Raw genomic sequence first — 12451 nt, 5'->3', positions numbered from 1 at the left:
CCCAATGGAAGAATTAGAAAAAAATTATAAACAAATAGCAGAATCAATTAATGAATTAATACCATGTGATTGGTATAAAGTTTGGATGTATGCAGAAATACTTGATGATTCGGCTGAGATAGTGTTTTATTTTAAAGAACAAAATGGAAATGAATATGTTAATGGACATCAAATTCCTCATAAATATAGTGTAAATAAGTCAACATACATCCACTTATTATACGAACTTAGTGAAATTTTTGAAGCATTGAAAAAGGCATATATACAAAATGATTTAGGTGCTTGGACAACAGCTACCCTCCAATTAGATCATAAAGGGGAATTCTCTATTGAGTATGGATACGATGATGTTTATTCATTAGGCATAGACAATGTACAAAGAATAGCCGTTTGGGAATACGAAACGTTCGGATTTCTACCTGAAGATGAGGAAGATAAAGAAGCTGTGCTAAATTATTTGAAAAATAACAAATAGCAATTAGCAAATGACCCTCCAAATAAATGAAGGAGGGTTTTTGTAATATTTGTTTTCATCAGAATTTCTCATTTCACCTATTTAAACCGATAAACCGTCACTTCACAATCGCCAAGAACCTCTTCCATCATCTCTCGAACAATCGTCCAATCGCCGCCTGCCAAGCCGCAGCCGATCCCATAAGGAATGGCGATAGAATGAAGGGGATGCTCTTCATTTAGATTTGTCACTGTCTGTTTTAGATGTTCAAAGCAGCTGCGTAATGCGTCGTCATCTGTTTGTTTTGTTTTTCTTCCGTATCCAACTTGGGCGAATAAGTTGGCAATGGTTTTTCCGTCGCTCGTTGTGATGAGCTGAACGGAGCTTAATAAATCATCTCCTTGTTCTGCACATAACCGTTTATAGTCTTTATACACATTTGGATATTTGCTTTTGATCTGCTTTGCTAACCCTGCTCCCATGACACCCTTACAATTCACTTGGTGACAGATGATGTCTTCTTCTGCGTCTAAGATATTGCCTTCTACCGTTTTGATCATTTCAAGTCATCCCTTTTCAATAAAATGCAAACTTATGTTCTATTATATCAGTTTTGATGACATTATGTTTAAAAAAATGGATACGTTCATACGATCAAATTGGCAAAAACAGTCCATGACATCTAAAATAGTGAAAGATAAAGAAAAAGTAGTAAGGAGAGTCTTATGGATAAAATAGAAACAAATCGGTTAATTCTTAGACCATTTCGTGATGAAGATGCACCCGGAATGCTTGCATACTTGTCTCAACCAAGAGTGAATTGTTTTCTGGATGATCAAATCTCTACATTAGAAGAAGCGGTAGCTAAGGTGCAAAAAAGAAAAGCAGATCACTCTTATATGGCGGTTTGTTTAAAAGAAAGTCAGTTGATTATCGGTGAACTGTTTTATCTAAAAGATGAGCCGGATACGTATTCGATTGGCTGGAATTTTCATGCGTCATATGAAGGAAAGGGATATGCCCGTGAAAGTGCTGAAGCGCTCTTGTCATATCTTTTTGTCAATCAAGGAGCAAGACGCTTATATGCATATGTAGAGGATGACAATGATCGATCTCAAACATTATGTGAGCGTTTAGGCATGAGGAAGGAAGGCCTCTTTCTTGAGTTTGTTTCATTTACTACAAATGAAGATGGCACACCTAAATATGAAAATACCTATCAATATGCTTTGCTGAAAAAAGAATGGGAGCAGTATCATTCTAAATAGTGCATGGTTTCTTGGTATTGGGATGACAACGAAGTGACAAAAATGTGAGATGATCCCTTTGTTTTGTTCGCTCGATCGATGTCACGGTCTTCTTTTTTCATTTATCCTTTTCCTAAACGAAGCAAAAGGAATGAAATGAGATGCAGGAGTTTAATGAACGGGTTTTTCGGTCGATTAATCAGCTTAGTATGAATCACGATGTCTTAAATCCAGTTCTTATTGGATTGGCTGAATATTCAGTGATGTTCATTGCAATCATGTTTTTGATCATGTGGTTTCAAAACCGAAGCAGAAAAAACAGATGGATGATGATATCTGCTGGGTTGACCTTTATCTTGGCAGAGATGTTAGGGAAAGTCGCTGGGCTCTTTTATTCCAATCAGCAGCCCTTTGCAGAATTGAATCATGTTAATCTTTTAATCGAAAAGGAAGTGAACAACTCTTTTCCGAGTGATCACACCATTTTTATTTTTTCCATTTGTATAGTCTTTTGGCTTTTTCACAAGCGTCGTATTTATTGGCTTTTCATTGCCTGCGCTGTAGGATTTTCAAGGATTTGGGTAGGTGTTCATTATCCATTTGATGTGCTGGCAGGTGCTGTGATCGCTTGTTTAACGGCGGTAACCGTTGTTTATTTGCCGCTATTCCAAAAGGGCGTTAGCCTGCTTCTGTCGTGCTTTGAATGGGTGGAGCAGAAATGGGCAGGAGAGAGAACCAAATAAAATGTAAGTCCACGAAAAAACACCCCAATCTGTTATGAAATCAGATCGGGGTGTTTATTATTTTCGCCAAAATGTGGAACAATCTGCTTTGTCTTCAATGTTAAATTCAATGATTTTTTTAAGTAGAGGATAGTCAATCGGTAAGCTTTCCTTCATCCGAAACATCTTTTTTCCATGGTCATAACCAGCTTGTACAATATCTGCTGAAAAGTGATCAATCCCTTTTCCTTCTGGTGCGACAGAAATGTGGTGTTTTGCGACGCTAAATCCGATAATAAATGTGCCATGATCTGTGAACATGGGCTGATTCCAAGCAATTCTGGGCTCTAATTGAGGGAATGTGTCTGAAATCCATTGTAAGATGTCTTGCATGCGCTGTTTCAGCTCTGGATGACCGATGTTGCTTACATATTCTTCAAAAACCTGCATTGTTTTCATCCTCCATATTCATCAAGCCTCAGACGGGATTCGAACCCGCACTCCTTTCGTAAGCATAGGCTAGGGGGCAACACGCTTCCCTACGGAATTTCACCGACAGGAGTTTCACCTGTCTCAGCTCATTTGCTTTTCGGTGCTTCTGAAACCCTTGCCTTGCGACCCGCCAGCTACAATTGTTTTACGGCGCTCTTCCCTTCTAGAGCTACTGAGGCACGGAAGTTCTTGTTCATATTATATAGAGAAACTTGAAAAATGAAAAGCTATGCTCATCATCTAATCCAATCGCGCACAAAATAGTCAAAGGCACATATGATAAAAGACCATATAGTTATGTATACAGCATGGAATTGGGCTGATTGTAAGTGACAAACCTGTTGATGAGTAAACTAAAAGAGATAAACAATCAAACAAAATTAGAAGGCTTTACTCACAAACGTTCGATGAGTTCTCCCTTTTTGCTCACCATGGAAGATGGGGAACCTTTTTACTCATGGGTGTTTTTTGAAAGAAGTGTGTTTAAGACTTGCTATTTTTCTTTGAGCTCTATCAATGAAAAGCAAAATTGTGTGCTGTTGGAACTTCTTGTACCGTGCTGCAATAGATCAACATGCTGTCAAAAAGTTTTGTATCGATCTAGTTCGAAAATTCTTGTCGATCTTTCTTTTTTATGTGGAATGATTGAAGTAGAGCTTCCTGTATATGATGCGCTTATTTTAAAAAACATAGAATCTCACCACATCTTTCTTTGTTTTTCCACATCGTCCAGTTCGGTGGAAGTATGGCGGAATGGAACAAAATTTCTCAATACGGCAACTGTTGTGTTGCATCATCAAGATCATCAGGATGTACCAGTCGCAATTAGGATTCAAACTGGTACATTTTGTTATGATCTTCTTGTCCAAAAAGGAGAAAGTCGTGCGATTACTGTGAAAGATGTGAAATTTATCTTGAAATCTCCATCAACTGAAAGTGTGCAAGCACGATTAGACATGCAAATCAACATGGTGCAAAGAAGAAAAATAAAGCTTTGAAGCTGTGATAATCGCACAATCATCCAATATCAATGGATCATAGTCTATCAAGATTAGGTTGAAGGAGGGTTAAAATGGCTATTTTAGGCGGATGTAGTAATGAACAAGCGGGCTTTGTAAATGATGCAGTATGCTTCACACTTGATTTAGCAGCAGCAGCTGATGCAGTTGTCGTCTGGACAGATGGAACACCTTATGTCATAAACGGAACCATCATGGTGGAAAACAATGGGATTGTGGCTGTGGCACCTACCGTGGCTTTAGAGGTAAACGGTACAGCTGTTCCTGATTTCACGGTACCGCCAGGAGAGAGTCGATCCATTACGCTCAGTGATCTGAACTCAATTGGGATTTTAGCTACTGGTGGAACCTCGACTGGAAGTATTGTCGTTTCGTTTTCTCTCAATTATCAGTATTAGTGTGTATGTCTTGATGATTCCACAGTTTGAAAGTAGTGAGAGACATGTGCGCCCAACTTAATATGTGTGGAGGAATAACTGGTCCAACCGGGGCCACGGGTTCAACGGGAGTAACTGGCCCAACGGGAGCCACGGGTTCATCCGGAGTAACTGGTCCAACCGGTGCAACGGGCTCAACGGGAGTAACTGGCCCAACGGGAGCCACGGGTTCAACAGGAGTAACTGGTCCAACGGGAGCCACGGGTTCAACCGGAGTAACCGGTCCAACCGGTGCAACTGGCCCAACGGGAGCCACGGGTTCATCCGGAGTAACTGGTCCAACGGGGGTAACCGGCTCAACCGGAGCCACGGGTTCAACGGGAGTAACTGGCCCAACGGGAGCCACGGGTTCAACCGGAGTCACGGGTCCAACGGGAGTAACCGGCCCAACGGGAGCCACGGGTTCAACAGGAATAACTGGTCCAACGGGAGCCACGGGTTCAACCGGAGTCACGGGTCCAACGGGAGTAACCGGCCCAACGGGAGCCACGGGTTCAACCGGAGCCACGGGTTCAACGGGAGTAACTGGCCCAACGGGAGCCACGGGTTCAACCGGAGTCACGGGTCCAACGGGAGTAACCGGCCCAACGGGAGCCACGGGTTCAACAGGAATAACTGGTCCAACGGGAGCCACGGGTTCAACCGGAGTCACGGGTCCAACGGGAGTAACCGGCCCAACGGGAGCCACGGGTTCAACCGGAGTCACTGGTCCAACGGGAGCCACGGGTTCAACGGGAGTAACTGGCCCAACGGGAGCCACGGGTTCAACCGGAGTCACTGGTCCAACGGGAGCCACGGGTTCAACCGGTGCAACGGGCACAACTGGTGCCACAGGTCCAACGGGAGTAACTGGTTCAACCGGAGCCACAGGTGACACAGGTCCAACCGGTACTAGTTTAACAACTAACTCGATGTACGCATCCAATACGTCGGGAAGTACGGTGCTGGTTGTTTTAGGCGGAACGGCAGTGACGCTGCCTAATAACCAAAGTTTAGATGGATTTACTGTAAGTGGTGGGAATACGGTGTTTACTGTACCTGTTTCAGGGAGGTATTTCATCACGTATCAAATAAACACAAACGCTTCACTGCTTGCAGGAGCAAGGGTAATTAACAACGGAACACCCATAGCAGGGTCTATTTTATCACCCGCTTTATCTACATCTACCTACAACGTATCTCTCATTACAACACTTGCAGCAGGGAATCAAATTTCTCTTCAAATATTCGGTTTAGTCGCAACCGTAGTATTACTTGGCGGGGGATCTGTTGGAGCGGCATTAACCATTATCAGATTGGAATAAATCCAAAAAGCCCAATAAGGGCTTTTTTTTCAATTCAACCGTGTCCTTTAATAGAAAAAAGACGGAATTTTTAGTGTATGCATCATTGACTAGGAGAAAGAAACGCAATAACGAAGGAATCGGTTATTGAAGATTCAAGTGATTCATATTAAAATGATGTCAAATGGACGAATTAGCAATTGCTAATAGAAGTTCCATATTTAGTGAAATCATGTGGTGTAGCTGAAGGTGATTGGGGGTGTAGAATGAGCAAAGTTCCTGTGGCGGAATTGGCATCACTATTAAATGACTGGAACATGGAAATCAAAAAAGATCATGCAGATGAGGCAGAACGGCTATTTGCTAAAGCGAAACAAGCAGTAGAGGAAATTGATGATGCTGACATCCTCATGTATTATTCTCTTCTTGAGAAAAGGCATCATATTCTGATGTACAATTTAAGAGGGCAAAAAGGCAATGTTTCAACGAAAAGTAAAGAAGGCCATTATGGGAAAAAAGATGATGATTTGTCTAATCGCCTTGCTTACTATTTTGATTTTTATGAGGGTGTGTATGAACAGCATCAGGGGAATTATGAGGTTGCATTACAGATGTATCAAAGTGCGGAAAAGCTCTTAGATAAAATTCCAAGTGAAATCGAACGCGCTGATTTCGATTTTAAGGTCGCGTGGCTTTACTATCGCCTGAGTCATATCATGCTTTCATTAAGTTATATTCGCAGGGCTCTACACGTCTATAAACGTCACAAGCACTATGAAAGAAGAACTGCACTTTCATATTCTCTTATTGCAGCCAACCTTACAGAGATTGGCAGGTACGAAGAAGCGCTTGAGAATTATCGTTTGGCGGAAGAGGTGTTGACGAGCGAACAGGATGATTTTATGCTGGCTCAGCACCATCATAATGTCGCCATTTTATATTCATTTTGGAATAAACCGAAAGAATCTATACGACATCTTGAAAAAGCATTGTCTCATCAAGAGTATTATGATTCAGATTTCTTTTTCCATTCTACGTATCTGATCAGCCGGGAACTCTGTGTGATTGGTGAAAAGCAGCGTGCAAGTCAGTATATAGATGCTGCATATGCCCGAATGAAAGAAGCTTCTCATGAAGTGTTTCAGCTCAAAATAGGCATCGTACATGATCTTTACTTAACGAATGTGCCACAAAGATTTCAGCAAATTAATGAGAAATTAAGAAAGTTAGAAGAAAAGAATGAATATCATGAAGTGAAAGAGCTTTCTCACTTTGCTGCAAAGTATTGTGAAAAGCAAGCACTTTATGAGCAGTCTGTTTTTTACTTGAATAAAAGTTTAGAAGCGGATTTACATATGAAAAGAATGGGGTTGATATAAGATGAAAACAGGATTAAAAGTATTATTCGTTGTGGGTTTAGCGGTCGCTGCGGCTGTTTTAACTGAAAATGTAGCGGGTTCTTTCGAAGTAGCAGAAAAAATCATTGGTGGTTAATCACCCAATCATATCTCGCCCTTGTTGATGATCATCAGCAAGGGTTTTTTATATGGGTGAAAATAGGCTCTTCTTATTAAACGCTGCAAGAACGTTTAATAAGAAGAATTCGCAACAAAGGGGGTGTGCAAATTTGTTACCTGCTCCATTATTCTAAATAAACATAGGGCAGAGCAACAAGTTAAAAAGGTCACCTTTCTTTGCTTAATTTAATTTTTTGCAGGACTTTTCATTCAAATTTTATGAAATTGGTCTATTGTACATAGAAATTGTTACAAAAGAGGGAACACCGCTCCATTTGTCACGCATATGATGAGATGAAGTGTAAGTTGAAGGCAGGTGATTGTATGGATCCACGGGTGTATGGAGGCTTTCATGGCGGCGGTTTTAGCGGTGGAGCAGTGGGACCTCATATTGGCTTTGGCGGGTATTATGTGAGCCCTGGCGTGTTCTCGGGCTTAGGAGGTTACCCTGGATATGGAGGGTTCGGGACGTTTTCTGGATATTCTCCATATGGCTCCACATTCATTATGGGGCGTCCTCCTGGTTTTTATGTAAGAAGTTATTAATGTTTCATCACAGTGGTTGAAATAGCCATCTAAGATTGGCTATTTCAATTGGTGAAAGTGCTTAAATGTAGCTGTGATCACAATAACCCCTAGGATGCAAATAGGCAGCCAAATGATGATAAACGGATCGTAAGCATCTGTATACGCAGCTAAAGCAGCACCTAGGCAGTAAAAGACAATAGAACCGATTCGCAGCAAGCTCACATGCTGAATAGGGGCTTTTCTTTTTTCCCGATTTGATAAGCGTTGCGCCAAATCTTCAAATAAGTTAGCAAGTGTACTCGTTAAAACTGTTGTAGAAATGCCAGCGACATTTAATTTGCGTGCGGCCGCCGTTTGCATGCCCATCGCCATACTTAAAAGGATAATCAGCATAAAATAAGCACCTTGCGTATAAGGAAAAATGGTCATAAGAGCAAATAGAAGCAAGATGATGACTTCTATGATAAAGATGCGTGTAACGGCTTTTGGCCAAAATGTTTTTTCTTGTTTTCCACCTATGACAACAGCTAGTAAAACACCTAGAACAAATCCGCTAAGTGCCGTGATGGAATGAAGAGCGGTTAACTGCAATGAACTGCCTGCTGCAATGCCAAGCAGTACAATATTTCCCGTCATATTTGCTGTAAACACATGCCCCAGGCTTAAATAGCCAATAACATCCACTATTCCTGCGGTAAGACATAAGAACATCAGTGCAATGTTTCGTATTGAGTGTGCGGTCAAAATGGTCATCCCTTTCTTCCTCTCTAATGAATAAGTGTAACGCTTAATGACCGCGTGTGTCCATTTTATGAGCTGGTAATATGTCCTGCAGCTGATATAAAACTTGTCGAAAAGAATCATCATTCACATGGTGCCTCATTTGACGGAATGGATCGCCTTTTTCCTTTAGACGTTTCATAACAGCCGGCATCGTAAATAAAGAAGGATGACATTCTTCGCTATTTAATTCTTCCCATTCAATCGGTGTTGCAACAAGTCCAAGCTCGTTTCCTCTCGGGGAATACGGGGCGATGATTGTTTTTCCAGCATCATGTTGAAGGTAGTCTAAATATAAACGGTTGCCGCGGTTTTTCTTTAGACGCTCTAGCGTAAACAGCTCGGGTGCTTGTTCGCATAAAAATTGGCAGATGAACGCAGTGAATTGTCTAGTTTGTTCATATGTGAAGGCATTTTTCTTCAATGGGATATAAACTTGTAGCCCTTTCCCACCACTTGTTTTAATAAATGCGGTGAGAAAGAGTCCATCTAAAATGGTCTTGATTCGTTTGGCTGCTTCTATTGCTAGGTGAAACTCTTTAACAGAAGGCGGATCTAAATCAAATACAATTTCTACAGGCCGATCTGTATCTCTCGTTTCAAAAGGAATATGAAATTCCATCGCCAGCTGGTTACCAAGCCAAAGCAACGTGTCAGGATCATTACAGATTGTGTAAGAAATATCGTGCGCTTGATCTGTCTCAACAAAATCAGGCGCATAATCGGGCGTTGCCTTTTGATAAAAAGATTCTCCACCAGTGCCATGAGGAAAGCGTATTAACGTAAGACGTCTTTCACGTAAAAAGGGCAATAAATAGGGAGCGGCTTGCCTCAAATAAAGTAAGTAATCTGCCTTTGTGATATGAAGGGCAGGTACAACCGGTTTCTCTGGGTGGGTGACGTCAATCAAAGCTGGGAGCGGATAAAGCTGTTTGAGCATGTGTTGAAAGGTACACGTTGCTGGATCTGCATCGAATAAAAACGAAGAAAACCGGGGCTCTCGTAAGGCTGATCCATCAAAAGAGATACAGGCAATCTTTGCGACAATGGATGGTGGGATTTCATAATGTGATGCTCCAGTCATTTGACCTTTGGTTAGAAATAAGGTGCGCAGGGTTTGTTCTTCTTCTTTAGAAAAACCATGCTTAAATTGGACAACCTCTAAGAGATTCGTTTCTTGATAAAGACATCCTTGAAAATAGCCATTGTCTTTATCAAAACGAGTCACGATGACAGATACATACCGCCAATTTTTGATTTTGAGCCATTCTTTCGAGCGGGTATGCTCCTGCCATTTACTCATTTTCTTTTTAGCAACTAATCCTTCCGCTAAATAGGTCAGCATGATTTTTTTCATGTCATCAGGGCTGCTATCGGTTTGGATGATTTGAAGAAGAGAGGGGTGATTCAGCTGAACGGAGGGAGGAAGATTTGCAGCTTGGAACACCTCATGCAGCTCAGCTTTTCTTTCAATCAGCGGTAAATCAACGAGGGATTTCCCTTTAAATCTCAATAGATCAAATGCAATCAAATGACATGGAAACCGCTTAGCCTGGCGTTGAATGGTTTCTTTGTTTTTCAGCCGGCCTCTTTGCTGAACCTTTGTAAAGTCGCTTTCTTGTTCACTCAGTAAAAAGACCAATTCTCCATCTAGGGTCAGCGGTAAAAAAGGTGCAAGCTGCTTTGTTAGTTGCTGGCACTGCTCAATGACTTCAGGAAATTGTTTGTTTAATCGTTTTCCCGCTCTGCTCTCTAAATGGATGGTGTCTTTTTCCCAAATAAGAATGGCCCTGAAGCCGTCATATTTTAATTCATACAGCCAGTCTGCTCCAGCAGGAATATCATGTGCAGACGTTAAACGCATCGGATTCATTGTGTTTTTCACTTCCTTACATCATGTGTTCTTATGGTGGGATGAAATTTTCATAAACATACATAACTCTGATGAAAACATTACATAGTAAGGAGAAAAGAACGGAGGCGTTACGATGCATACAGTATGGAAGGGCGGCATTAGCTTTGGACTGGTGAATATTCCAGTCAAGCTGTTTACCGCTACAGAAAACAAAGATATTAAATTAAGACAGCTTCATAAAGAATGCCATACGCCGATTAACTACAAAAAGGTTTGTGCTAACTGCGGCGAGGAGGTAGCGCCAGAGCAAATTGTAAAAGCGTACGAGTATGCCAAAAATAAATTCATTGAATTGGATGAGGAAGAACTCGAAAGGCTGAGAAAAGAAAATGAAGAAAAAGCCGTCGAAATTATTGATTTTGTGAAGATAGAAGAAATCGACCCCATCTATTATGAAAGAAGTTATTTTCTATCTCCAGATACCGGCGGAGCAAAGGCTTATTCATTATTAAGAAAAGCGTTGCAAGAATCAGGGAAAATCGGTGTAGCCAAGATCATGATTCGCTCAAAGGAGCAATTAGCGATTGTTAGGTGCTACGAACATATTTTACTAATGGAAACCATTCATTTCCCTGACGAAATTAGACAAGTATCAGACGTCCCGAATATCCCGCAAGAGGAAAACATCGTGAAGAAAGAGTTAGATACAGCACTCCTTTTAATTGAGCAGCTGACCACCACATTCGATCCAGCCGCTTATCGCGATGAATACAGAGAGCAGCTGATGAATGTCATTGGAGACAAAATTTCTGGAGAACATACCGTTCAACCAGCAACGACAGGTAAAAAAGAGGCTTCATCCAATGTCACTGATTTGATGGCCGCTTTGCAGGCTTCTATCGATCGATCAAAACCAGAAAAAACGAAAAAAGCAGCACCTAAGAAAAGAAAAGCACCCGCTAAAAAAGAAAAGAATGCATAAAGAAAAGACCGCTCCCCAAAGGGCGGTCTTATTTTGGCTTCACCACATCCTGAATCGTCCCGTCTGTTCGGTGGATGACAACTGCTGTTCCTTTTTTAGATGAAATCTCTTTCGCGCGGTCGATGGCTTCCTGTTTCGTTTCTTTTACCTCACTTGCACGCTTCGCTTTTTCAGTTTGAACCGCCCAGCCTTCATCATGTTTCACGACATGCTGCGCATGATCCATGAGCTCAGGTCGTGCAGAGCTGCTTTTCTTAGAAGGAGTCACAGAACCATGAGAGTGAAAGTCCTCCATTTCTTTTTCCGTCGCATTCTTTTTCCACTCTTTCGCTTGATTGATCGCAATTGGAATCGCTCTACCTTCTTCATAGCCTTCCTGCACCATTTTGTTGGCAATCTCAAGTGCTTTTTTTCGAATGACTTTGTCTAGTGATTGGAATGAAGCTGGATAATCTTCCATTGTCCAAGGCATATTGAACGCTCCTTTCTTTTATTTGAACACCTTCCCCCATATGCAATGGATCAAACATTTAACCATCTCAATCCAATGGCTTGGTTGAAATACATCGTTTTGCTGAGGAAGAATGTTTTCAATTCCTGCACAATAGAAGATAGTAAAGGAGTGATTGAAATGATGATGAAAGGCTTGTATGAAGCACATTTACCTGTGAGTGATTTGAAGGCATCCATTTCTTTTTATGAAAAATTGGAATTAACCCTTGCTCATGAAAATGAACGAGTGGCTTTTCTATGGATTGAGAAAGGAAAGAGCTGGCTTGGCTTATGGAAGGCTGATATATCCACTATTCCATATCATCCAGCCACTCGACATGTTGCGTTCCAAATAGAAACATCCAGCATTGAGCAGATCAAAGAATGGCTGATAGAAAAAGGGATCAGCATACATCCGATGTTTGGCTTTTCGGAAGAGCAACAGCCTTTAGTACTTGATAATCCGCCACAATTTCATGCCGCGATTTACTTTCTTGACCCAGATGGCAATTTGCTTGAATGCATTGCACCGCTTGAAATCGATGCAGGAGAACATCATGAGATGATGACATTTGAAGATTGGGAAAGAAAGAAACATCCGTTTATTGATTGACAAAACCGCTTATTGTAACTATATTGATTA

15 protein-coding genes are annotated in these 12451 nt (G+C 41.4%); 10 read left to right on the top strand and 5 right to left on the bottom strand.

Features of this window, described 5'->3' with window-relative positions:
• Positions 1 to 4 precede the first annotated feature (4 nt).
• Positions 5 to 475: an immunity protein YezG family protein gene (locus KFQ09_RS00830; RefSeq protein ID WP_255835942.1), complete on the top strand. Its 471-nt coding sequence runs from the start codon at positions 5 to 7 to the stop codon at positions 473 to 475.
• A 77-nt stretch (positions 476 to 552) separates the two neighbouring features.
• Here KFQ09_RS00830 and KFQ09_RS00825 read toward each other — a convergent pair whose 3' ends face one another.
• Entirely contained in the window at positions 553 to 1014 is a 462-nt protein-coding gene (locus KFQ09_RS00825) for a macro domain-containing protein (RefSeq protein ID WP_017367303.1), read from the bottom strand.
• Between the two features lie 165 nt (positions 1015 to 1179).
• On the opposite strand from KFQ09_RS00825, the gene KFQ09_RS00820 reads away from it, so the two are divergent.
• A complete protein-coding gene (locus tag KFQ09_RS00820) occupies positions 1180 to 1722 on the top strand; it encodes a GNAT family N-acetyltransferase (RefSeq protein WP_217815788.1) in 543 nt (180 codons plus the stop codon).
• A 140-nt stretch (positions 1723 to 1862) separates the two neighbouring features.
• Positions 1863 to 2444: an undecaprenyl-diphosphatase gene (locus tag KFQ09_RS00815; RefSeq protein ID WP_255835941.1), complete on the top strand. Its 582-nt coding sequence runs from the start codon at positions 1863 to 1865 to the stop codon at positions 2442 to 2444.
• A gap of 57 nt (positions 2445 to 2501) precedes the next feature.
• Here the strand turns inward: KFQ09_RS00815 and KFQ09_RS00810 are convergent, their stop codons facing one another.
• Entirely contained in the window at positions 2502 to 2873 is a 372-nt protein-coding gene (locus tag KFQ09_RS00810; protein WP_008343954.1) for an iron chaperone, read from the bottom strand.
• A 386-nt stretch (positions 2874 to 3259) separates the two neighbouring features.
• On the opposite strand from KFQ09_RS00810, the gene KFQ09_RS00805 reads away from it, so the two are divergent.
• The 5 genes from KFQ09_RS00805 to KFQ09_RS00785 all read left to right on the top strand — a co-directional run bounded on the left by KFQ09_RS00805 (position 3260) and on the right by KFQ09_RS00785 (position 7717).
• Positions 3260 to 3913, top strand: a complete 654-nt coding sequence (locus tag KFQ09_RS00805; RefSeq protein WP_017367305.1) for a CotZ-related putative spore coat protein — start codon at positions 3260 to 3262, stop codon at positions 3911 to 3913.
• A gap of 74 nt (positions 3914 to 3987) precedes the next feature.
• On the top strand, positions 3988 to 4332 hold the full coding sequence (locus KFQ09_RS00800; RefSeq protein WP_008343952.1) for a DUF3992 domain-containing protein: 345 nt from the start codon (positions 3988 to 3990) through the stop codon (positions 4330 to 4332).
• A 44-nt stretch (positions 4333 to 4376) separates the two neighbouring features.
• The gene (locus KFQ09_RS00795; RefSeq protein ID WP_370648309.1) at positions 4377 to 5675 is read left to right on the top strand and encodes a BclA C-terminal domain-containing protein; all 1299 of its coding nucleotides are present in this window, start codon (positions 4377 to 4379) and stop codon (positions 5673 to 5675) included.
• A gap of 245 nt (positions 5676 to 5920) precedes the next feature.
• Entirely contained in the window at positions 5921 to 7033 is a 1113-nt protein-coding gene (locus tag KFQ09_RS00790; RefSeq protein ID WP_035391960.1) for a response regulator aspartate phosphatase, read from the top strand.
• A 462-nt stretch (positions 7034 to 7495) separates the two neighbouring features.
• Positions 7496 to 7717, top strand: coding sequence for a hypothetical protein (locus KFQ09_RS00785; RefSeq protein ID WP_008343948.1), 222 nt, complete (start codon positions 7496 to 7498; stop codon positions 7715 to 7717).
• Positions 7718 to 7756: 39 nt separating this feature from the next.
• Here KFQ09_RS00785 and KFQ09_RS00780 read toward each other — a convergent pair whose 3' ends face one another.
• Together KFQ09_RS00780 and KFQ09_RS00775 are read right to left on the bottom strand one after the other, a co-directional pair.
• Complete coding sequence (locus KFQ09_RS00780) at positions 7757 to 8452, bottom strand: YoaK family protein (RefSeq protein ID WP_008343947.1); 696 nt, start codon at positions 8450 to 8452, stop codon at positions 7757 to 7759.
• Positions 8453 to 8486: 34 nt separating this feature from the next.
• Positions 8487 to 10352, bottom strand: a complete 1866-nt coding sequence (locus KFQ09_RS00775; protein ID WP_255835940.1) for a DNA ligase D — start codon at positions 10350 to 10352, stop codon at positions 8487 to 8489.
• 115 nt (positions 10353 to 10467) lie between these two features.
• On the opposite strand from KFQ09_RS00775, the gene KFQ09_RS00770 reads away from it, so the two are divergent.
• Complete coding sequence (locus KFQ09_RS00770) at positions 10468 to 11316, top strand: non-homologous end joining protein Ku (RefSeq protein WP_007499384.1); 849 nt, start codon at positions 10468 to 10470, stop codon at positions 11314 to 11316.
• A gap of 28 nt (positions 11317 to 11344) precedes the next feature.
• Here KFQ09_RS00770 and KFQ09_RS00765 read toward each other — a convergent pair whose 3' ends face one another.
• On the bottom strand, positions 11345 to 11788 hold the full coding sequence (locus KFQ09_RS00765) for a DUF2188 domain-containing protein (RefSeq protein WP_007499382.1): 444 nt from the start codon (positions 11786 to 11788) through the stop codon (positions 11345 to 11347).
• 159 nt (positions 11789 to 11947) lie between these two features.
• Here KFQ09_RS00765 and KFQ09_RS00760 point away from each other — a divergent pair, with 159 nt between their 5' ends.
• Positions 11948 to 12421, top strand: coding sequence for a VOC family protein (locus KFQ09_RS00760; RefSeq protein ID WP_051626170.1), 474 nt, complete (start codon positions 11948 to 11950; stop codon positions 12419 to 12421).
• The last annotated feature ends 30 nt before the right edge of the window (positions 12422 to 12451 follow it).

Source organism: Bacillus sp. FS02 (genome assembly GCF_024398395.1).
GTDB lineage: Bacteria > Bacillota > Bacilli > Bacillales > Bacillaceae > Bacillus > Bacillus altitudinis.
This window is presented reverse-complemented; position numbering and strand designations above follow the sequence as displayed.